Origin of the sequence: Actinomyces urinae, assembly GCF_900119695.1 — a bacterium.
Lineage (GTDB): Bacteria > Actinomycetota > Actinomycetes > Actinomycetales > Actinomycetaceae > Gleimia > Gleimia urinae.
In genome coordinates this window covers 1,499,403-1,521,320 of the sequence record NZ_LT632547.1, presented here as the reverse complement: position 1 = coordinate 1,521,320, position 21,918 = coordinate 1,499,403, and the positions used below count along the sequence as shown (strand labels likewise).

20 protein-coding genes are annotated in these 21,918 nt (G+C 58.3%); 9 read left to right on the top strand and 11 right to left on the bottom strand.

The window, feature by feature from the left end; translation table 11 throughout:
* The gene (locus tag BQ7114_RS08245) at positions 1-762 is read left to right on the top strand and encodes an exodeoxyribonuclease III (protein WP_072344309.1); all 762 of its coding nucleotides are present in this window, start codon (positions 1-3) and stop codon (positions 760-762) included.
* Between the two features lie 9 nt (positions 763-771).
* On the top strand, positions 772-1,587 hold the full coding sequence (locus tag BQ7114_RS08240) for a serine hydrolase domain-containing protein (RefSeq protein ID WP_072344303.1): 816 nt from the start codon (positions 772-774) through the stop codon (positions 1,585-1,587).
* 101 nt (positions 1,588-1,688) lie between these two features.
* Here BQ7114_RS08240 and clpB read toward each other — a convergent pair whose 3' ends face one another.
* Positions 1,689-4,283: an ATP-dependent chaperone ClpB gene (gene clpB, locus BQ7114_RS08235; protein WP_072344300.1), complete on the bottom strand. Its 2,595-nt coding sequence runs from the start codon at positions 4,281-4,283 to the stop codon at positions 1,689-1,691.
* 170 nt (positions 4,284-4,453) lie between these two features.
* On the opposite strand from clpB, the gene BQ7114_RS08230 reads away from it, so the two are divergent.
* Entirely contained in the window at positions 4,454-6,520 is a 2,067-nt protein-coding gene (locus tag BQ7114_RS08230; protein ID WP_072344297.1) for a prolyl oligopeptidase family serine peptidase, read from the top strand.
* A 141-nt stretch (positions 6,521-6,661) separates the two neighbouring features.
* Here BQ7114_RS08230 and BQ7114_RS08225 read toward each other — a convergent pair whose 3' ends face one another.
* The 3 genes from BQ7114_RS08225 to BQ7114_RS08215 all read right to left on the bottom strand — a co-directional run bounded on the left by BQ7114_RS08225 (position 6,662) and on the right by BQ7114_RS08215 (position 9,712).
* Positions 6,662-7,645, bottom strand: a complete 984-nt coding sequence (locus tag BQ7114_RS08225; protein ID WP_072344294.1) for a hypothetical protein — start codon at positions 7,643-7,645, stop codon at positions 6,662-6,664.
* A 94-nt stretch (positions 7,646-7,739) separates the two neighbouring features.
* Positions 7,740-8,477 (bottom strand): type 1 glutamine amidotransferase, encoded by a 738-nt coding sequence (locus tag BQ7114_RS08220; RefSeq protein WP_072344291.1) that lies wholly within the window; start codon positions 8,475-8,477, stop codon positions 7,740-7,742.
* Positions 8,474-9,712 carry a MurT ligase domain-containing protein gene (locus BQ7114_RS08215; RefSeq protein WP_072344288.1) on the bottom strand — a complete coding sequence of 413 codons (1,239 nt, stop codon included), beginning with the start codon at positions 9,710-9,712 and terminating at the stop codon, positions 8,474-8,476. Before BQ7114_RS08215 ends, BQ7114_RS08220 begins: the two co-directional genes overlap by 4 nt.
* A gap of 99 nt (positions 9,713-9,811) precedes the next feature.
* On the opposite strand from BQ7114_RS08215, the gene BQ7114_RS08210 reads away from it, so the two are divergent.
* On the top strand, positions 9,812-10,453 hold the full coding sequence (locus BQ7114_RS08210) for a hypothetical protein (RefSeq protein WP_143236841.1): 642 nt from the start codon (positions 9,812-9,814) through the stop codon (positions 10,451-10,453).
* Positions 10,454-10,575: 122 nt separating this feature from the next.
* Here BQ7114_RS08210 and BQ7114_RS08205 read toward each other — a convergent pair whose 3' ends face one another.
* The 4 genes from BQ7114_RS08205 to dnaK are packed head-to-tail and all read right to left on the bottom strand — an operon-like array spanning position 10,576 to position 14,577.
* A complete protein-coding gene (locus tag BQ7114_RS08205; protein ID WP_072344282.1) occupies positions 10,576-11,031 on the bottom strand; it encodes a heat shock protein transcriptional repressor HspR in 456 nt (151 codons plus the stop codon).
* Positions 11,032-11,042: 11 nt separating this feature from the next.
* Positions 11,043-12,059 (bottom strand): DnaJ C-terminal domain-containing protein, encoded by a 1,017-nt coding sequence (locus tag BQ7114_RS08200; protein ID WP_072344279.1) that lies wholly within the window; start codon positions 12,057-12,059, stop codon positions 11,043-11,045.
* Positions 12,060-12,088: 29 nt separating this feature from the next.
* On the bottom strand, positions 12,089-12,715 hold the full coding sequence (locus BQ7114_RS08195) for a nucleotide exchange factor GrpE (protein ID WP_034508901.1): 627 nt from the start codon (positions 12,713-12,715) through the stop codon (positions 12,089-12,091).
* Positions 12,712-14,577 (bottom strand): molecular chaperone DnaK, encoded by a 1,866-nt coding sequence (dnaK, locus tag BQ7114_RS08190; RefSeq protein ID WP_072345070.1) that lies wholly within the window; start codon positions 14,575-14,577, stop codon positions 12,712-12,714. Before dnaK ends, BQ7114_RS08195 begins: the two co-directional genes overlap by 4 nt.
* 231 nt (positions 14,578-14,808) lie before the next feature.
* Between dnaK and BQ7114_RS08185 the strand changes: the two genes are divergently transcribed.
* Together BQ7114_RS08185 and BQ7114_RS08180 are read left to right on the top strand one after the other, a co-directional pair.
* A complete protein-coding gene (locus BQ7114_RS08185) occupies positions 14,809-15,189 on the top strand; it encodes a metallopeptidase family protein (protein WP_072344276.1) in 381 nt (126 codons plus the stop codon).
* Positions 15,189-15,851: a LysE family translocator gene (locus tag BQ7114_RS08180; RefSeq protein WP_143236840.1), complete on the top strand. Its 663-nt coding sequence runs from the start codon at positions 15,189-15,191 to the stop codon at positions 15,849-15,851. Before BQ7114_RS08185 ends, BQ7114_RS08180 begins: the two co-directional genes overlap by 1 nt.
* A 40-nt stretch (positions 15,852-15,891) precedes the next feature.
* Here BQ7114_RS08180 and thrC read toward each other — a convergent pair whose 3' ends face one another.
* Positions 15,892-17,337, bottom strand: a complete 1,446-nt coding sequence (gene thrC, locus BQ7114_RS08175) for a threonine synthase (protein WP_072344269.1) — start codon at positions 17,335-17,337, stop codon at positions 15,892-15,894.
* Positions 17,338-17,484: 147 nt separating this feature from the next.
* Here thrC and BQ7114_RS08170 point away from each other — a divergent pair, with 147 nt between their 5' ends.
* On the top strand, positions 17,485-17,919 hold the full coding sequence (locus tag BQ7114_RS08170) for a GNAT family N-acetyltransferase (protein WP_072344266.1): 435 nt from the start codon (positions 17,485-17,487) through the stop codon (positions 17,917-17,919).
* Between the two features lie 9 nt (positions 17,920-17,928).
* Positions 17,929-19,209, top strand: coding sequence for a M18 family aminopeptidase (locus BQ7114_RS08165; protein WP_072344263.1), 1,281 nt, complete (start codon positions 17,929-17,931; stop codon positions 19,207-19,209).
* 66 nt (positions 19,210-19,275) lie between these two features.
* Here BQ7114_RS08165 and BQ7114_RS08160 read toward each other — a convergent pair whose 3' ends face one another.
* Entirely contained in the window at positions 19,276-20,850 is a 1,575-nt protein-coding gene (locus BQ7114_RS08160; RefSeq protein WP_072344260.1) for an aspartate-alanine antiporter-like transporter, read from the bottom strand.
* Positions 20,851-20,888: 38 nt separating this feature from the next.
* Here BQ7114_RS08160 and BQ7114_RS08155 point away from each other — a divergent pair, with 38 nt between their 5' ends.
* Positions 20,889-21,278: an RNA-binding S4 domain-containing protein gene (locus BQ7114_RS08155; protein ID WP_072344257.1), complete on the top strand. Its 390-nt coding sequence runs from the start codon at positions 20,889-20,891 to the stop codon at positions 21,276-21,278.
* Positions 21,279-21,285: 7 nt separating this feature from the next.
* On the opposite strand, the gene BQ7114_RS08150 is transcribed toward BQ7114_RS08155, so the two are convergent.
* On the bottom strand, positions 21,286-21,903 hold the full coding sequence (locus BQ7114_RS08150) for a hypothetical protein (protein ID WP_143236839.1): 618 nt from the start codon (positions 21,901-21,903) through the stop codon (positions 21,286-21,288).
* Positions 21,904-21,918: the final 15 nt, after the last annotated feature.

Genomic DNA, 21,918 nt, shown 5'->3' with positions numbered 1-21,918 from the left:
ATGCGACTAGCCACTTGGAATGTGAACTCCATCCGCGCGCGTCACGAGCGCGTAATTGATTTTTTGAACCGCGCTGACATTGACGTGCTTGCCATGCAAGAACTGAAATGCAAGCCCGACCAGTTCCCTCTGGACGCGTTCAAAGAGGCCGGTTACCAGGTGGAAATGGTGGGCTACAACCAGTGGAATGGTGTGGCAATCGCTTCTCGCGTTGGAATAGATGAGGTTGAAACCAGCTTCCCCGGCCAGCCCGCATTCCGCGACAAGGTTGAGGCGCGCGCAATCGGCGCCACGTGCGGCCCGGTTCGCGTGTGGAGCACGTATATTCCTCACGGGCGTTCGCTCACCGACCCGCACTACCAGTACAAGCTCGAGTTTATGCACGGCCTGGCCGACCACGCCGCCACGCAAATGGAAGGGCGTCAACTAGCGGTTGTGGGCGATTTCAACGTTGCCCCATTCGATGAGGACGTGTGGGACATTTCCGTTTTTGAGGGCGCAACCCACGTGTCAGAGCCCGAACGCGACGCATTCAACTACTTCGCGCAGCTCGGAATGGAAGAAGTTACGCGCGAGCGAGTCACCAACTACACGTACTGGGACTACCAAAAACTTCGCTTCCCCAAGAATGAGGGAATGCGGATCGATTTCATTTACGCCTCCCCCGCCCTAGCCTCCGCTGTGACCGGCGCGCAGATTGACCGCGACGAGCGTAAAGGCAAAGGCGCTTCTGACCACGTGCCCGTCATCATCGAGTTTTAGGAGGCCGAAATGCCTGACGGCCTGCCCGACAACCTGAGGCCGCCATTCGAGTATTCGATGGCGTTTATAGAGCCTGGCCACGTCCTCGAATACGGCGATTCCATGCTGGTTTACCCCCTCATGTCGGTCACCAAACTGCTCTCCGCAATGGGGATTCTTGTGGCCGTGCAACGGGCCATGATCAGCCTTGATGATGAGGTGACTATTGCCAACGGTCAGCGGGTGGTGACGCTACGACACCTGCTCGCCCACGCCTCCGGTCTTGCCTTCAATGAGCCCGTGCTGGAGGTCGGTGCCCAAGAAAAACGGATTTATTCGAACCGTGGCATCGAAGAAGCATCTTGGGCGGTAGAGGCAACCACGGGATTCACGTTCGAGGACTGGGTTGAAGCAACTGTCCTAGAGCCGCTCGGCCTGGTTGAAACACACATCGACGGATCTGCGGCATACGCGGGGGCCGGATCCATCCGCGACCTCGTGGCCCTTGCCCGCGAGTTTCAAAACCCCACCCTCATATCGCCTGAGTTGGCGCGGGAGGCAACCTCTGTTGCTTACCCTGGCTTGAAAGGCGTCACGCCGGGTTACGGAGGATATTCGGACAACACGTGGGGTTTAGGTTTTGAAATCAAGGGAGCGAAAGTGCGCACCTGGTTCCCACGCGCGGCCTCGGCTTCCACGTTTGGCCACTTCGGCCAGTCCGGCTCGTTCCTTTGGGTAGACCCAGAATCTGGGCGCTCCATGGCATTCCTCGGAACGCAGCCCTTTGGCGCGTGGCACCGCAAGAACTGGCAAGCCCTGGGCGACCACTTCCTCGAAATGGTCTGACCCAGGCTGTACTTTGGTGCTTAATTTGGAAAAGAACTAAGCGTAGATGTACGCATAGAGGGGTTAGCTCATTGAGCTAACCCCTCTAACTTGGGCTCAGATTAGGCGCTGGCCTCCAACTTCAGCTCATCACCGCTTACCTTTACGGTTACCGAGCCGCCGTCCTGGACCTCGCCTCCAATAATCATGCGGGCCAAGCGGTCTCCAATCTCGCGCTGAATCAACCTACGCAGCGGGCGTGCACCAAACGCGGGATCATACCCGTGCTCAGCCAGCCACGTCCGCGCGCCATCATCAACGTGCAAAGCAATCCGACGACTCTGCAAACGCTGCGCCATCTGATCAACCTGAATATCAACGATCTTCGACAGCTCTTCCTTAGTAAGCGCCTTGAACACCAAGATCTCATCCAGACGGTTCAGGAACTCCGGTTTGAACGCCGCACGAACCGTGTTCAACACGGCCTCACGCTGCTCGTCCTCACCCATCGAAGAATCCACCAGGAACTGCGAACCAAGGTTCGAAGTAAGCACCAAGATCGTGTTGCGAAAATCAACCGTACGACCCTGACCATCCGTCAACCTGCCATCGTCAAGCACCTGCAACAAGATGTTGAAAATCTCCGGATGAGCCTTCTCCACCTCGTCCAACAACACCACCGAGTATGGGCGGCGACGCACGGCTTCAGTCAACTGGCCACCCTCGTCGTAACCCACATATCCCGGAGGCGCGCCAACCAGGCGCGACACCGAATGCTTCTCCGAATACTCCGACATGTCAATGCGAACCATCGCGTGCTCATCATCGAAGAGGAAGTCCGCGAGCGCCCTCGCAAGCTCCGTCTTACCTACGCCCGTTGGGCCCAGGAACATGAACGAACCGGTTGGGCGATTCGGGTCGGACACGCCAGCGCGAGAGCGGCGCACCGCGTCAGACACGGCGCGAACCGCGTCCACCTGTCCAATCAGGCGCTTACCGATGTAGGACTCCATGGAAAGCAGCTTCTCCATTTCGCCCTGCAGCAACCTGCCCGTGGGGATTCCCGTCCACGCCTCAACCACGGCCGCAATCTCAGCAGGACCAACCCGCTCCGGAATCATCGGCTCGCCCTCATCAGCGCGATCCTCAGTTTCCTCCGCTTTCGCGATCTGGGCCTCAACCTGGGGAATATCACCGTTTTGTAGGCGTCCTGCTTCTTCCCAACGGCCCTCGCGCATTGCGAGTTCCAGCTCGGTACTAAGCTCATCAAGCTTCACGCGCAGATCACCAACCTTGTTACGGCCAGCCTTCTCGGCCTCCCACCTGGCGGTTAGCGCAGCCAGCTCCTCCCCAAGATCGGCAAGCTCCTCACGAACCTTCTCAAGCTGCGTAACGGTCTGCTCGTCCTCACCCTCGGGATCAGATTCGGTTAGGTAGGATTCCTCCATGCGAAGCCGGTCCACCTGACGGCGAAGCTGGTCGATCTCCGTGGGAGATGAGTCAAGCTCCATGCGCAGACGAGACGCCGCCTCGTCCACAAGGTCGATTGCCTTATCCGGCAACTGCCGGCCCGTGATGTAGCGGTTGGACAGCTCCGCGGCTGCCAAGAGCGCGCCATCAGAGATGGTCACCTTGTGGTGGGCCTCGTACTTAGGCGCAATACCGCGCAAAATCGCAACCGTGTCATCCACGGAAGGCTCGCCCACAAACACCTGCTGGAAACGCCGCTCAAGCGCCGGATCCTTCTCGATCTTCTCCCGGTATTCGTCGAGGGTGGTTGCGCCAACCATGCGAAGCTCTCCACGCGCAAGCATTGGCTTGAGCATATTGCCCGCATCCATCGCGCCTTCGGAGCCACCGCCCGCACCAACCATAGTGTGAAGCTCGTCGATGAACGTGATGATCTCACCGTTTGCAGACTTGATCTCGTTCAAAACAGCCTTCAAGCGTTCTTCGAACTCGCCGCGATACTTGGCGCCCGCAACCATAGCGGACAGATCAAGGGCGATCAGCCTCTTGTTGCGAAGCGATTCGGGCACGTCACCGGCCACAATCCGCTGCGCCAGACCCTCCACAACCGCGGTCTTACCAACGCCCGGCTCACCGATTAGAACCGGGTTGTTTTTGGTACGGCGAGAAAGCACTTGAACGACGCGGCGAATCTCCTCATCGCGCCCAATCACAGGATCAAGTTTGCCTTCGCGCGCAACCTCCGTTAAATCGCGCCCATACTTCTTCAGAGCTTCAAATGAGTCCTCCGGGTCAGCAGTCGTGATCGGCTCCTTCCTAAGCGCAGATAGTGTTGACTGCAAGGCGCTTGCACTAGCGCCCTCTTCATTCAAAATGCGGCCCGCATCCGTGTCAGATTTTGCGAGCGCAATGAGCAGGTGCTCCGTGGAGGTGTACTCGTCCCCCATGGCGCGCGCATCCGACTCCGCCTCCACCAAAATATTGCCGAACGCACGCGAGGCGGCCGGTTGCGAAACCGAGGCGCCCTGGGTTGACGGCATTTGGGTTAGCGCGGCGCGGACCTTCTGTCCCACGCCCTTACGAGAAACTCCGGTGGCCTCCAAAACTGAAATTGCTATGCCTTCAGGTTGATCGAGCAACGCGTTTAGGAGGTGCATGGGCTCAACTGAAGGATTGCCTGCAGCGCCAGCGGTTTGTACGGCTGCGCTGATCGCCTCCTGGGCCTTGGTTGTAAATTTATTCTCCACTTCAAATCATCCTTTCGCCCACTGGGCAAATGTCATCTATGAAGTACAACGCTTCTAAACTTGAGTCTATTCCACTCAACTTCAGGTTTTTTGAGAACCAGCTCACAGTCAGCAGAGGACTTTCGTGTTTCGAAGTAGTCGCAAGCCGCCCAGTGCCCGATACTTAAAACATGAATGAAAAGATCAACATCGAACTACTTGACGAGGTTCAGGGCGAAGAGGCCCTTGCCTGGGTAAACCGCCACAACAACCGCACACTTAGCGAGCTGGGGACGAAGCGTTTTTTAAACATCGAAGAACAGATTAAGGCCGTTTTAGACGATCCAGACCGCATCCCCTACGCCAGTATAAGAGGCGACTTTGCGTACAACTTCTGGGTTGACGAGAAGAACCCGCGCGGCCTCTGGCGGCGCCAACCGGCCTCGGCATACCTGCAAGGAGCAGACGACTGGGCGATCCTGCTCGACATCGACGAGCTGGCCAAGCACGAAGATAAAGCGTGGGTGTTCCACGGCGCCTCCCTCCTCTTCCCCGAATATTCGCGGGCGCTCATCGCGCTCTCCGATGGCGGCTGCGATGCGGACGTGATTCGCGAATTCGACGTTGACACGTGCACGTTCGTTGAAGACGGCTTCAACCTGCCCGAGTCAAAAGGGGAATGCAGCTGGATAACAGCGAACCAAATCCTAGTAAGCCGCGACTTCGGCCCAGGCACCATGACCGATTCGGGCTATCCGCGTCAAGTTCGACTATGGCAGCGCGGACAAGACCTCGAGGACGCAAAGATCATTTTTGAGGGCGAGAAAAGCGACGTTGGCGTATTCCCCCACTTCGACTCAATGCCCGGCTGGCAACGCACAATCATCAGCCGACTCATCACGTTCTACGAATCAGAAACGTACATTGCCGACCCGACGGGACAATACGCCCTCAAGAAGGTCGAGGTCCCAACACACGTAGAGGCCGGGCCCTGGCGCGACTGGATGCTAATGCGTCCAAAGAAAGACTGGACCGTAGGCGACAAAACCTTCAAAGCAGGATCCCTGGTTGCAACCGAGTTCGACAACGCCTTCGACGAGGACTTCGAAGCACACAGCCTGTTTACACCCACGGACACCTCTGCCCTAGAAGACGTCACAACTACCAGGCATCACGTTGTGGTGAACGTGCTCCACCACGTCTCCAATCGCCTGGGTATCCTCACCCCTCCCACTACCGAACATACGGGGTGGGACAGGCGCGACCTGAAACTAGCAACCGGCGGCAACGGACAGGTTCCCACACACGCAACCATCCAAGTAAACGCCGTTGATAGCCGAACCAGCGACCAGCTGTGGCTGCACACCACTGGCTTCACCACGCCCATGATGCTCTCACTGCTCGAACTATCCAAATCCGGAGAAACCCTGAGCGCCACCATGGTTCGCAAAGCCCCCGGGGCGTTCAACGCGCAAAACGTGGAAGTAAGTCAGCACTTTGCGACCTCGGTAGATGGCACCAAAGTTCCCTACTTCCAAATCAGCACGCGGGGAACCGAACCCGCACCAACCCTGCTGTACGGGTACGGCGGATTCGAAGTGTCGCTGACCCCCTCCTACCTCGCCACGGCTGGCCCGGCTTGGGTTGAGCGCGGCGGCACCTACGTGGTTGCCAACATTCGAGGAGGCGGCGAGTACGGCCCCAAGTGGCACCAAGCCGCACTGCAAGCCAACCGTCACCGCGCCTACGAGGATTTCGTAGCGGTTGCTGACGACCTCGTAGCTCGTGGCGTAACCACAAAAGAACAGCTCGGCGCGCGAGGCGGCTCCAATGGCGGCCTCCTAATGGGCATGATGCTCACCAAGTATCCCGAGCACTTCGGCGCCATCGTCTGCGAGGTTCCGCTACTAGACATGAGCCGCTTCCACACGCTTTTGGCCGGCGCCTCGTGGATGGCAGAATACGGCGACCCATCCGACCCGAAGCAATGGGAATTCATTCAAACATTCAGCCCCTACCATCTATTCCAGCCGGGCAGAAAATACCCGCCGGTCCTATTCACCACCTCCACGCGCGACGATCGCGTGCATCCCGCCCACGCGCGCACCATGGTTGCGAAAATGGATGAGGCGGGCGCCAACGTCCTCTTTTACGAAAATGTTGAAGGAGGCCACGCCGGTGCGGCCGACAACCAGCAGCGGGCAAAAATGAGTGCACTGGCCTGGGAGTTTCTCTGGCAACATCTAGGCGACGAGTAGTAGTCACACCTCCCTGCCCGGCAGCCGTCACATCGCCAAACATGCATGTCCCCCTCGTGAGGGTCCAGGCCAAGCACGGCTAGAGCATAAAAATGATCGGAGCGTTTTATCGCTCCGATCATTTTTACTTCGCTAAGCGGCTTACCAGCCTTGCATTCGCAGCTCAATAGCCCTGCGCTCGCGGTTCACTCGCGCAAGTTTCACAATGCCCCAAATCATCAGCGCCAAACCAGCAATTCCGACGATCGTCGCAATAATCAAGCTTGGCCCGATCGAAGAGAGCACGTCGTCAACGAGCTCGCCACCGAAAACGAGGATGTCCTGACCGTCCGCGTTCTCGCACTTCAGCGTGTAAGTTCCGGCAGGTAGATCAGTTGCCATCGCACCGTCCCCATCGCCCACCGACACCAGCGGATAGGTGTCATTTTGCCCAACCAGAGTACAAGATGGGGTTACCGCACCAACCTGACCATCGAGACTACTGGAATAAACAACCGTGACCACGCCCGTACTTCCAACCTCGATGCTTCCACCGTTTCGAACCGGCTCAAAAGAAGACGTATCCAAGGACTGAAGCGTACCTACCGTGACGCCCATAAAGAACGCTACCGGAGCAATCACAAACATCATGACCACGCCAATCACGATCATCGCAATCGAGCCGCCCCTACCCGGAAGCTGCATCGGCGCTCTACCGCCACCCTGATAACCACTTTGACCATAAGCCGGGCCGTAGCCGGGCTGCCCGTATCCAGATTGGCCATATTCCGGCTGACCGTTAGAAGGCTGCCCATAAGCCGGACCATAACCCGGCTGATTGTAACCGGTCTGACCATAACCGTCAGCGTCCTGCTGAGTGCGGCCACTCGTTTCTCCGTACCCATAGCTGCCATAAGTGGACTGGCTGTAGTCGGGCTGACCGTAACCGGGCTGGCCGGCTTGATTGTGATCGGGCTGCTCCCCGTTCAAACCACTGTAGCCGTGGCTATCACCTTGGCTGGATTGTCCATAACCTGGCTGACCGTAGCCAGGCTCGTCCTCAATCCTGCGGCCAAACTGCGGCTGCTCGGGCACCTGCCCACCGTCTTGCGGCTCGTTGCGGTCAAAGTCTTTATTGTCGCTCATGGTAAATCCTTACGCTCGCGGCTTACACTTTCATACTACTTGGACCCTCGATTTTACTTAATGCATAACGCGCAAAACCAGGGCTATTTCAGGGTCATTTGAGGGTAATTCCGGAGGTTTCCAACCGCTGTTTACGCAACAGCGCAGTTGCGGCAGTGTCGATCGGGTTCAGATCTTTTTGACCGGTTGCAAGACGGATAAGGTAATCCGCCAGCTGCGGGTTTCGCGCCAGCACGGGCCCGTGCATGTAGGTTGCAAACACGCTTCCCTGCACCGCTCCGTCTACGCGTTGCCCCTCACCGCTTAGATCTAACGCATTTCCGTGTCCGTGCAAGACGGCTCCAAGCGGCTGCGCGTCAGCCCCCAGCCCGGTAACTCCAAGGTGGTTTTCAAACCCGGTCAAGGGCTCGCCAACGCCTTGCAACACAGCCGTGGTTACAAGTTCACCCACACTACGATCTGCCCCGCGCCGGGTTTGTGCATCGAGTAGCCCCAACCCATCCACCTGGCGCCCATCCTCGTCCTCATACGAAGTGCCTAGCACCTGCAAACCTGCGCAAACCGCAAAAACTATGGCTCCGCGATCCGCGGCTCGGCGTAGCGCTCCCGACTCTTCCAGCCGCTGCACCGCAACCTGCTGCGCCGCGTCCTCACTTCCTCCAAGAAGATAAAAATCGAGGCTATCCGGCACCTCATCCCCCACGTGCACGGTCACGATTTCAGCGTCAAAACCGCGCTTTTGCAGACGCTTTTCAAGCACGAGCGCGTTGCCGCTATCACCGTAGGCGCCCATCGTTTCGGGCATGATCAAACCGATTTGTAGGGCGCTCATTTGGCCTCCTCATATTCGCGGGAAATCCAATTGTTAAGCCCGTGCGCCGCCGTATAGTTAGCCACCACGTCCACATTGCCTTCGGGCGCGCGTTCGAGGCCATCCTGCGAGGTTTCGACGAGCTCAAACTCGAAGTCGGCGTACTCCAGCCGCACGGCAAGATCCGCGCGACGCTCTCCGCACACGATGATCTTGCGTCCTTGTAGCGGCGCGAAATCCACGTCCCACAGCCAAGAAAGATCCTCACCGTCCCCAACCCGGCCATTCACCGCGAGGATAATGCAAGCATCCTCCTCAACCATGGAAAGCGATTCTTGCCATCCAGCCGGATTTTTTGCCAGGACAATGCGAGTTAGTCGGCCATCCAAGTTACGGCGAGCATAGCGTCCAGACACCTGCGTGACCTTGTTGATCTGCGATATGGCCTGATCGATATTGACCCCGAGGGCGTGGGCAGCCGCAACCGCCTGTGCGGCGTTGCCCTGGTTTGCCCGTCCGGGCAGGGCAAGAGCGAGGGGATGCGCAGCGCCCGCAAACACAACCGCACCATCTTTCACTGTCCACGCGGGTTCGGGCCGCGCGAATGAGGATCCGGGCACGTGCCAAGAATCGCCCGAGCGAATCACCGGAGTGTTAGTGCGGGGGAACGTCACCGAGTCGGCCGTCCTGGTCACTCCCGCAGACACCCAGATCGGGCTCTTCGCATCCCACGCGGCCGACACAATCAGTGGATCATCGCAGTTAGCCACCACAAACGCCTGTGGATTCTCATCAACCGCCTGACGGATTCGCGCCTCTACCGCTCCGGCCTCACCCACTCGGTCCAACTGATCTCGCGACAGGTTCAGCAGCACAAAACCCGCCGGCTTCACCGCCCGGGCAACTGCCGGCACGTAGAGCTCATCAACTTCCAGTGCAGCAAACTGGGCCTCGTCCTCTTCAATCAACGCGGCGGCAACGCCACCCGTCATGTTGTCGCCAAGCACGTTGGATGCCACGCGCCCCTTAGTTTTCAAGGCTTCGCGCACCATCGAGGTGGTAGTCGATTTGCCGTTGGTACCCGTCACAATAACGATCTTCTTGCCGCGGCTAACCTTGTCTAAAACCTTGGGATCAAGAGCTAACGCAACCCGGCCACCAATCACTCCGCCCGACCCGCGGCCACTTTTTTGCGACGCCCAGGACGCGAAACGGCCCGCATTTTTCGCAAGGGACCCGCGCAAACCAACCTGCATTGTCCGCACCTCTCGTTAAGATGAACAAGACTCAGTTTACAAATGTTTGGGGTCACCGAAATAATTACGCTCATCGTCTTGGGCCGTTGGGAGTTAGAAATGAAGCGCCACGTAGCACTGACCGCGCTCGCTTGTTCCGCAATGATTTTTGGAGCGTGTTCATCTGACGAAGAGCTTCCAGGCCCTCCGGCCACTCCGATTCCACTCACCACCTCTTCCGAAACTAGCGCTCAAAGTCTCGCTCCATCCGAGGCCAGCACCAAGCAGGTCGATCTGGATGCATATCAGCTTGGCGCCAACACGGAACTAGCGCAGGCCGGCAATGCGGGCTACTGGTTTGCAAACAGTGACCATTCGGTTCTTTGCACCATTATTGTCGAGGGGGCAGCCTCCGCCCCTTACGTTCGCTGTGAAGCATTCCCACCTTTCCCCGTGGAAGACGCTCCGTGCGACCAGGGTGTTTTCAGTGGAACTGCAGCTACGCTCTCCGCAGACGGCGTCGAGTACGGCAGGTGCCAGTCGGATGTGCCGCTTCAGCAAATGTGCCTGAGCGGCCCAGCCTCGTTAGACGATTTTTCTGCCGAGTTTTGCGAAAACAATCTATTGTCAGCGCCCATCCTGAATGATGGTGAAGTCATCACCGCCAGCAAGTTCACGTGCGCAATAAACGAGGGCGCGACTACGTGCACGCACGAAAATGGTGAGACCATGAGTTTTAAGCCCGGCGAGGCGGTGGGTTAGTCGACGCAAATCTTGGCGAGGATGACCGACTGAGCGAAACCGTCGGCACGCACAAGATAGCTTTGTTCAAACAGAAAAACTGGGGGCGAGAAAACTCACCCCCAGTTTCAATTCCATGTGGTCTAGCGCCGGAAAAGTACCAGCGCCCCTGATTGTGGATGACGCACCAGTTCATTACCAGAAACGCGCACGCGCCTGCCACGGCGAACCGTGTGCACACTACCATCGGGTGTGGCCGCAAAAACGCGCGATCGCCTCTCGCTTTCCTCCTGCACCAGCGCGCGCAGCATTTTCAGCTCTTCGCGCATTAGCTGCATAGCCTCAGCGGTCTCGTCTAGACGCTGTTTCAGTTCTAGAATCTGCCGGATGCCCTCCAAGTTCACGCCCTCGTCTTGCGATAGGCGCTGAACTTCACGCAGCCGCTCGACGTCGCTTGCACTGTAGCGGCGGCCCCGCCCCTTTGTGCGCGCCGGCGTGACTATGCCCAGACGGTCATACTGGCGAAGCGTTTGCGGATGCATACCCGCAAGTTCAGCAGCAACCGAAATAACGTAGGTTGCACCTCTCTTGTTCGCCATATGACCTCCTTCTACTTACGAGCGTTTGCTTCTAGATCTTGACGCGGATCGAAGTCAGCGGTTAGCTCACCGAGCTTCGCCACAGCCGCCCTCGCTTCCTTCGACATGTTCTTAGGCACAGCAACCTCAGTTTCAATAATGAGGTCACCCTTCTTGCGCCCCTTCTTCACGCCGCGGCCGCGGACTCGCAAAAGCGCCCCAGAGGACGTGCCCTGCGGCACCTTCACTGTCACGGATGAGCCATCGAGTAGCGGTACGGAAACACTTGCGCCTAGCGCGGCCTCGGTAAACGAAACCGGCAACTTCATGCGCAAGTTCTGCCCGTCCAGGCTGAACACCGGATGCTTCTCAAGCGAGATCGCAACCACGAGGTCGCCCGCAGGCCCCCCGTTCACGCCCGGCCTGCCTTTGCCGCGCAAACGAACCTTCTGCCCATCCGTCACGCCGGCCGGCACGCGCACCGTCATTGACCGTCCCTCGACGGTCATCTTCAGCGTCGCACCCTCCACAGCCTGGCGTAGCGTCAAAGTGGTAGCAGCCGAGAGGTCAGCGCCCTTTTGCGCGGCCTGGCCAAATGCTCCCCTACCCGCGAAATCCGAGAAATTCGGGGCGCTACCCTGGCCGCCACCGGCAAACAGGTTCGAAAGGATATCTTCAAAACCCGCACCGGATGAGCCGCCAGAAGTAGAGAACCGAACCCGAGAGCCGTTTCCTCCCCCACCAAACATGGAGAAAACGTCTTCAAACCCAGAGGCAGAACCACCCGGCCCCGCAGAGAAGCGAGCCCCTCCGCCAGCCATCGCACGAATCGCGTCGTACTGCTTACGCTGCTTCGGATCAGACAAAACCTGGTAGGCCTCGCCAACCGCCTTGAACTTTTCCTCCGCGCTCTTATCACCCGGATTCTGGTCAGGGTGATGCTTGCGCGCAAGCTTTCGGTAAGCCTTCTTGATCTCCGACTCCGACGCATCCTTAGACACGCCCAGCGTCTTATAAAAGTCCTTCTCCATCCAATCTTGTCCAGCCACTACTTCTCACCTCCAAAGTTTTGTTGCAGCTACTGCGGGTTTGCCACGATGACCTTCGCTGCACGTAGCACCTTGTCATCGATCTTGTAACCCGCCTGGATAACCTGCGCAACCGTTTCCACCTGCACGTCAGAAGATGGTTGCGCCATAACGGCCTCGTGAATCATTGGATCAAACTCATCACCAACTGCGCCGAAGCGCTCAATCCCAAACTGGGAAGCCAGCGTCTGCTCCAACTTGTTCGCAATCGATGCGAACGGGCCGTCTTCTAGCGCGCCCGCATCACGAGCCGCAGCAATGTCGTCCAGCACCGGCATCAGCGCCTCCACGACCTCGCTCTGTCCGATTTTGCGAGCGTTGGACATGTCGGCCTTCGAGCGGCGCACATAGTTGTTGTGCGTTTGCGTGAGGTTGTAATGGTCAGCCCTCGCGCGCGCAAGCTCATCGCCCTGCTTCGCTAGTTCTTCGCGCAGCGCCGCCGGATCATCGACGTCCGCTTCCGCGTTGACATCTGCAAGCTGCTCCTCCAAATGCGAAATATCATTCGGATCAGCTGGCTGGCCGGGGGATGATTGCGAGCCAGAGCCGGTGCGGGGGTCTTCCCCCGCACCTTCCTCACGGTCCTCGAAGGGATCGCGATTTTGCTCTTCACTCACTTGTTGTCCTCTTCTTCATCGACAACTTCCGCGTCGATGACGTCGTCTTCATTACCAGCGTCAGCGGCCTGACCTTCAGCCTGCTGGGCCTGCTCGGCCTGTGCAGCCTGGTAGACCTCCTGGCCGATCTTCATGCCGGACTCGTTCAGCGTCTCAAGTGCCTTCTTCACCGCTTCGGTGTCGTCGCCCTCAAGCGCCTTCTTGACGGCCTCGACATCGGTCTTGACAGCATTCGCCGTCTCGTCCGAGATCTTGTCCGCCTCGTCCTTCAAGATCTTCTCCATCTGGTATACGGTCTGCTCAGCAAGGTTGCGGACCTCCGCGTCTTCACGACGCTTCTTGTCCTCTTTCGCGTGAGCTTCCGCTTCCTTAACCATGCGGTCGATCTCGTCCTTCGGTAGTGCGGAGCCGCCGGTGATCGTCATCGACTGCTCCTTGCCCGTGCCGCGATCCTTAGCGGACACGTGCACAATACCGTTCGCGTCAATGTCGAACGTGACCTCAATCTGCGGGATGCCGCGCGGAGCCGGCGCAATGCCGGTCAGCTCGAACGTTCCCAGCGGCTTGTTGTCGCGAGCGAACTCGCGCTCACCCTGGAACACCTGGATCAGAACCGAAGGCTGGTTGTCTTCAGCCGTCGAGAAGATCTCCGTGGACTTCGTCGGGATCGCGGTGTTGCGGTCAATCAGCTTCGTCATGAAGCCGCCCTTGGTTTCAATGCCAAGCGATAGCGGCGTCACGTCGATGAGGAGGACGTCCTTGCGGTCACCCTGCATTACGCCTGCCTGGAGGGCAGCGCCAAGCGCTACAACTTCGTCCGGGTTAACGGACTTCGAGGGCTCCTTGCCGCCCGTCATCTTCTTAACCACCTCGGCAACAGCTGGCATACGGGTGGAGCCACCAACCAAGATCACATGATCGATGTCGTTCACCGAAATGCCCGCATCGCGGATCACAGCCTCGAACGGAGCGCGCGTGCGATCAAGCAGGTCAGCCGTCATTTCCTCAAACTTTGCGCGGCTCAGCGACTCGTCGAGGTGGACGGGTACGCCGTCAACCATCGTGAGGTACTGCAGCGAAATGTTCGTGGAAGTTGCGGATGAGAGTTCCTTCTTTGCCTGCTCTGCCGCGTCACGCAGACGCTGCATCGCTACCGGATCCTTCGATAGGTCGTTACCGGTCTTGCTCTTTACCTGACTGACCAGCCAGTCCACGATTGCCTTATCCCAGTCGTCGCCACCGAGGCGGTTGTCACCGGAAGTTGCACGAACCTCGATCGTGGAGAACTCAGCGCCGTCCTCAGTGTCCTTACCGATTTCGAGGAGTGAAACGTCAAACGTACCGCCACCGAGGTCGAATACGAGGATGAGCTCGTCTTCCTTACCCTTTTCGAGGCCGTATGCGAGAGCAGCCGCGGTAGGCTCGTTCACGATACGGGTTACGTTCATGCCGGCAATGCGGCCCGCGTCCTTCGTTGCCTGACGCTCAGCGTCGTTGAAGTATGCGGGAACGGTAATCACTGCATCGGTAATCGGCTCGCCGAGGTACTCCTCTGCGTCGCGCTTGAGCTTGCCAAGAATACGAGCGGAGATTTCCTGAGCCGTGTAAGCCTTGTCGTCAATCTTCACTTCCCAGTCGGTGCCCATGTGGCGCTTAACCGACATGATGGTGCGATCAACGTTTGTCACTGCCTGGCGTTTTGCGATTTCACCTACCAGGACCTCGCCCGTTTTTGAGAATGCGACAACGGACGGGGTGGTACGCACACCTTCCGCGTTCGCGATGATTGTGGGCTCGCCACCTTCAAGCGTGGCGATTGCCGAGTTCGTGGTGCCAAGGTCAATACCTACTGCACGTGCCATATCAATGGCCTCCTTCATAAAATCAAGTTGAGTCTGTTGCACTCAAGTCTACCTTTCGCGGCCACCCTGTCAACCCGAATGCTCCAAACTTGAGTCTACTAAGCTCAACCTCTAGCGCCTTTCGTTTATTCCCACCTCTCAGCCGTTTTGTGTGAACCGCGCCACGCTGTGCGTTTCTTGGCCACGACTTAGACGTGCGTAGGCAGACGTTAGGCCGTTAACATCGGGTACATGTCGAGCGAAAATGATGAGCGCGGCGAGACCGCATTGGACATATCCGAGGACGCCTTCGCCACCCTCGTGGAGGAAGTTCTTGCGCAGCTGCCTGAGTCCATGCTCGAAAACACCGACAACGTAGCGATTTTCGTGGCCGAAGAACCTGAGGACGGTTCTGACCTGTTGGGGCTTTATGAGGGCGTCGATCTGACCGAGCGTGACAACTACGGATTTGGTGACTTGCCCGACCAGATAACGCTGTTCCGGCTACCGTTACTGCGCATGTGCGCAGATGTGGAGGAACTTCGACGCGAGATTAAGGTGACGATCGTGCACGAGGTTTCCCACCACTTCGGCATTGATGACGATCAGTTGCACGAACTCGGGTGGGCGTAGTGACTGCATCTACTTGGATGACGCTCTTAACAACGTTCACTCTGGCGGTCATTTCGCCGGGCCCTGACTTTCTGGCGACGCTACGCATGACTCTTTCAAGGGGGCGTAGCCGCGGAATAGCAACGGGCATTGGCATTGGCACGGGCACTTCCGCGTGGGCGGTAGGCACCATGGCCGGGGTGGTGGCCCTCATTTCACGCTCTGAAACTGCGTTTTTCGCGGTTCGCCTAGTCGGCGCCATATTCCTTGCGGGCTACGGCATCCGTATTCTTGTCTCACTTATGCGTGCGAGGAATGAGGCCCCCTCTGAAGGCGCGGATGAGGAGCCAGCAGCACCCTCGAACGAGCCCTACCCGGCTTGGAAGGCATTCCGCCTCGGTTTCTTGACCACAACAGTTGGCAACCCGAAGGCGGTCATCTTTTTCACAACTCTGTTTGCCTCAATGTTGCCGCCCTCGATCACCTTTTTGGAAGGCGGGGCGCTCACCCTGGTGATGGTAGCGATTTCCAGCTGTTGGTTCACCGCGGTTGCCCTCGCCGCGTCAATGCCGGCTTTTGTGCAAGGTTATGAACGCTTGCATAAACCGATCGATGCCGCCCTTGGCGGACTGTTCGTGATTCTAGGCGTAGCCCTAATCCCGTGGGGGACGCTCTTCGCCTAAGTGCCGTAGCATCAGCGTTACCACACTGCGCGCCATGACTTTAGCCGTCTACAACCTCGCGAATCAGAGCCTTCACCGCTTCAGGGTCATTGGGTAGATCTACCACGTGGCGGCCGGCATCCATCACCGAAGCGAAACGCTCGGGCACTTCCGGCGTGATTCCCAACGCCTCTTCAATGGTTTCAGCAAACTTCACCGCAAGAGCGGTTTCGAGGACAATGAGGGGCTGTTCCACCGCTCCCCCGCGCAGAGCATCGCGCGCAACCTTCCACGCATCCGCGGTGTGCGGGTCAATGAGGACGCGGTCATGGCGGTATACCGACTGGATCGAGTCGATCCGGTCAGCGTGCGTTGAAGATCCCGAAAGGAAACCGAACTTACGGCGCGCATCTTTAAACTCACGCGTATTGGCCAAAGAGAACTCTCCGCGAGCGCCCAGCTGGTTCACAAACAGTTCACGCACGCGCGCCTGGTCACGCTCAACCAGGTCAAACACGAAACGTTCGAAGTTGGACGCTTTAGAGATGTCCATCGACGGGCTTGACGTTTTGAAAGTCTGCTCAGAGGAACGAACGCGATAAATGCCGGTTCGGTAGAACTCATCAAGTACATTGTTCTCGTTGGTTGCAACAATCAGCCGGTCAATGGGCACGCCCATGCTGCGCGCGACGTGGCCGGCGAAAACATCGCCAAAGTTACCCGTTGGCACTGAGAATGAGACCTTATTGGCAGGCGTGCCACTAGCTTGGATCCATGCGGCTACGTAATACACCACTTGGGCGAGCAGGCGAGCCCAATTAATCGAGTTCACCGCTCCAATGCTGTAACGCGCTTTGAAGTCAGCGTCTGCCGAGATTGCCTTCACCACGTCTTGGCAGTCATCAAAAACTCCGTCGAGAGCAATGTTGACAATCGCCGGGTCATCAATGCCATACATTTGCGCCTGCTGGAATGGCGTCATGCGGCCGGCGGGCGTGAGCATAAAGACGCGGATTCCGGCCTTGCCTAGCATCGCGTATTCGGCCGAAGAGCCGGTGTCTCCCGAAGTTGCCCCCAGAATGTTGAGCTCTTGCCCACTCTGGCTCAGCGCGTACTCAAAAAGTTGCCCCAGCATTTGCATCGCCATGTCTTTAAACGCAGCGGTTGGTCCATTAGACAGGTGCAACAGCCAAATGTGGTCAGATAGTTGCGTCATGGGCGCAACCGCGCGCGAACCGAAGTTCTCTACGCTGTATGCGCGCTTACACATTTCCCGCAAGTCCTCTTCGGGAATGTCATCAATGTAGAGGCGCATTACCTCAAAAGCGAGGGCCGCGTATCCTTCTTCCCGGAAAACCTTGGACCATTCCAGCAGCGTATCCGGATCTACCTGCGGGTATTCGACAGGCATGTAGAGGCCGCCATCGGGCGCGAGGCCCGCGAGGAGAATCTCGGTGAACGTGCGGGCCCGGTCGGTTGGCACTCCGCGAGTAGAAATGTAGCGCATGCGGTAAGCCTACCGATTTCGCGCCCTGGCTTCCGAGCGTTCCAGAGTGTGGGGCAAAAGTTGCGCGCCACTTTATCCCAGGTCTGCGCGCGGGCCCCCTCCTCGTTTTAGAATGAAGAAAATTATCAACCACAAAGGGGACACGTCATGGCTATCAAGATTGTGAATGAGGCGTCTAAGGCCGTTATTGACGGCATGAACAAGCTACTGCCACAGCTTTCATCTTCTGCCACTTCAATGAGCGGAGAGGACGTAGCACGCTTCCTGGGACAGCCTTCTACAACACTATTTGTGTACACGACAGATGATGATCCGGACAACATTTTGGGCATGCTAACACTGGTGGTGTTCGAGATTCCAACGGGCGTGCGCGCCTGGGTTGAGGACGTTGTGGTGGCCGAAGAAACTCGCGGTCAGGGCGCTGGCCGCCAGCTGGTAGACGCATCGGTTGAGTACGCGCACAAGATTGGTGCGAAAACCGTGGACTTGACATCACGCCCCACCCGCGAGGCAGCGAATCGCCTGTACCGCCGGGCTGGTTTTGAGCAGCGTGAGACCAATGTGTACCGCTATTGCTGCTAGTTTGGATACGTGAGTATTTTTAGTGATGCAGAAGTTAAGCAGGTAGAGGATTTCGGGAAGTTCATTGAGGCTTCCCCCTCTTCTTTTCACGCAGCACGGGAGATTGCCACCAGGCTGAAAGCCCACGGGTATTCGCAGATGCTTGAATGCGATCCGGTGGATGTCACGCCGGGTGGCCATTTCTTTGTGCGAGATGGCGCGGTGATGGCGTGGTTCATTCCCGAGGAGGCGGTCCGGCCGGCCTTCCGGATCGTTGGGTGCCACACGGATTCACCAGGGTTGAAGGTAAAACCGTCCGGCTCGTCGAAGTCGCCCGACGGTTGGGGTCAGATTGATGTCGAGCTGTACGGCGGCCTGCTGCTGAACTCGTGGCTGGACCGCGAGATCGGGTTTGCCGGCCGAATTATGGACCGCCACGGCAACGAGCACTTGGTTAAGACGGGCCCGATTGCGCGCGTTCCACAACTGGCGATTCACTTGGATCGCGATATTAACTCAGGTTTCAAGCTGGACCGGCAAAAGCACATGCAGCCGGTGTGGACCCTGGGCGACAAGTCGCTATTCACTCATTTGGCGCAGCTCGCTGGCCTGGAGTCAGAGCGAGACATTGTGGGCCACGACCTCGTGTCATTTGCAACGCAGGCTCCGGCTCGTTTTGGTTTGGACGAGGAATTCTTCGCGGCTGGACGGCAGGACAACCTATCTTCAGTACACGCCGGCCTTACCGCCTTAGAGCGCATGGAAGCTTCCGATTTTGCTGATATTGCGGTGTTTGCCGCATTTGATCACGAAGAAGTTGGGTCTTCCACCAGGTCGGGAGCGTCGGGCCCGATCCTTGAAACAACGCTACGTCGGATCGCGGCTGGCCTGGGCAAGGACGAGGACGGATACCATCAGATGCTCGCAGGCAGCACGTGCGTGTCTGCTGATGCCGGGCATTTTGTGCACCCGAACTACGCCGAGCGCCACGACCCAAATAACCATCCGATGCCGGGCAAGGGCCCGATGCTGAAGCTGAACGCGAATCAGCGTTACGCTTCGGACGCGGTGGGAGCAGCGCTTTGGGCGCGCATGTGCGAGGCTGCGGGAGTGCCCGCGCAGGCGTTCGTGTCTAATAACGCGATGCCGTGCGGATCTACCATTGGACCGCTAACGGCAACGCGCTTAGGGATCACCACCGTGGACGTAGGCATTGGTCTGCTCTCTATGCACTCGGCTCGCGAAATGAGCCACGTTAGCGACCACCTGACGATGTCGCGCGTGCTCGAAGAATACTGGAAGGGCGCATAAGCGCCCGCCTTGCGTAATCTAACGCAACAGCCCTTCGGTTCCACCTAGGAAACGAAGGGCTGTTTGTTACGCCAAGAAAGCGTATATCGCTGGCACCAGGAGGATCTTGAACACGATCGAGGAGGCAAAGAGGGCCGCGTAGGCCGACTCGATGCGCTCGTCCGCAACCTTCGCGGCGGCAGCCTGCATGATGGCGGGCTGGCCGAGGAAGCCGGCAACGCCACCCGCAGTACGAGGGCCGGACAGCTTCAGCAGACGGCCAGCAATGGCAAGCAGGGTTGCAGAAATCAAGGTAATTGAGGTGGCGAGGATCGCGGCCTTCCAACCGAGCGAGGTAACCACGACCTCCTTGAATGCGGGCCCGGCGCCAAGGCCAAGAGCCGCAAGGAAGAACAGGAGGCCAAGCTGGCGCACCGTGAGGTTCACAGATTCTGGCATGGACCAGATCAGGTTGCCGGTGCGGCGAAGCGCTCCCAGCACCATGCCAACCACGAGCGGACCGGCTGCTGCGCCAAGTGAGAACATTGCGCCTCCGGGCATGGGAACAGACACAAGGCCAAGAAGCAGGCCGAGCACCATGCCCAGCCCAAAGGTGAGGGCGTCCACCTCGGCGATGCGACGATCCGAATCGCCAAAGAAACTACGCACCGCGCTCAGCTGCGAGGACGGGACGGAAACCGAGACTTCGTCGCCGGGTTGTAGCGCCAGTTCGTCTTTGGCTAGCAGCTCTAGGTCGCCGCGCGTAACGCGCGTGATGATGCCGCCAAACTTCACGGGAATGTTGAGCTCCGCGATGGTTCGTCCGGTCATGTCCGAGTTGGAGACGCGGATCTTTTCAAAGTCCACCGCTCGCCTGTCATCTGCAATGTGAACGCTGGATTCATATCCGAGGATGTCGATGGTTTCGTGTACGCGATCTTCAATGCCAACCACTACAACGAGGTCATCCGGCTGGAGTTCTTCGCCGGGGACAACCACGCGGGTTTTGTCGCCGCGGCGCAGGTAGGATAGGCGCACGTCCTGGCACGCCCACGGTTCGATTTGGCGCAGGTTGATGGTCTTTTGCACGTGCGCGGTGCGGGCTACAAGGCCGGCGCCGGCAAGTGAAGGCGTATCTTTTTCGCCCTTCCAGGGCCGCTCCACCACGATGGTGACGATGATGATGCCAACGATGACGCCGAATGGATAGCCCACGGCGTAGCCGGCGCCCGGAGTTGCAGACCCGGTGACGCGCAGCGCGGAGTCGAGGGCCGGCGCGGAGGTGAGGGCGCCGGTAAACAGTCCGGTGGATAACTCGGCGGGAATCTCGAGGAGTTTGCCTCCCACAACGGTGACGACGCCGGCGGCCAGGGTCATTAGGGCGGCCGCGCCGATTAGCGGAGCTTGGCTCTTCAACTGCTGCATGAAGGTGCTGCCCGCGGCAACACCCACCGTGTAGGTAAACATGGCGAGTCCGATGGACTGTAGCAGCGACATGTTTTGGCCGAGGTCAGGGTAGGCGGCGGACAGAGCCAGGCCCACGAAGAGGGCTCCTGCCGCACCGAACTTTAGGTGCCAAAACTTGATCTGGCCGAATGCGGCGCCAAGTGCCACTACCAGGAAGAAAGTGAGGATAGCGCTTTGGGATAGAATTTCGAACACGCTCTTAGCCTATGCCACAGCTCCTATAGCATGGGAATGTGAGTGATGAATCCGTCAGAGTAGACACGTGGCTGTGGAGCGTGCGGCAGCTGAAGTCGCGTTCTCAAGCTACTGCCGCATGTAAGGCGGGTCACGTAAAAATCAATGGTTCTACCGCTAAGCCGTCCCAAAAAGTGAGTGTGGGCGACACTGTGACGTATCGTTTTCAAGGTTTTGATCGCGTGCTAGAAGTAGTTCAGATTCTCCGTACGCGCGTGGGCGCTCCGATTGCTCAAAAAGCGTATGTAGATCATTCAGAGCCGAGACCCGAGGCGTACGTCATGATGGCGCTTCCTCGCCGCGAGCGCGGTTCAGGCAGGCCTACTAAGCGCGAGCGTCGTGAACTGGATCGCCTGCGTGGTCGCGATACAAACACCGGCCGCATTTGAGGCCCCGTTAAGCGTTTTCGAGGCCCACCAGCTGCTCTAGCGCCCGGTTCCAAGTTCCGTATACCTGGCGAATGTTTGAGCCGGATGGGCGCCCGTTTTCTTTAGCCCACTTGGTGTAGCCGGCGTAGGAGGCCGAGGTTTGCGCACTCTCGCATTCCGCGAGGTAGGCGCGGATGGCGCGAATCCGGTCGGTTTCACTAAACCGGGCGTTTTTGCGCCCAACTTTCCCATCGCTAGACGCTGTGAGCCCACACCCTTTCATCGCGCCGGCCCAGGTTCCGCCAAACCGTTGCATGATGGTTTGGTAAGTGGGCGGCCAGAGCCTCACTCCGCGCGCGGATTCAAGCCCCAGTTCAGCCAGAATTTCAACCCGCATCTGGTCATACCTTTGTGCAGAGAGCGAGGCACCCTCTCCCTCGTCTGCCCGACGTTTAGAAGCGGCCGCAAGCGCGAGGATTTGCCCGGCCCTGCCCTCCGGATCAGCCACGCCAAGGCCGGCGAGGATACCGGCGAGCTCCCCGGAGTCCTCGGCTGTTTCAATCGGAGCGAGACCGTGGGTGCGCGCAAACGCGTAGTGGATCGCGATTTTTAACACACTGTCTGAAAAAGACTTAAGTTGTCTCATGTCTTAAAGTTACTA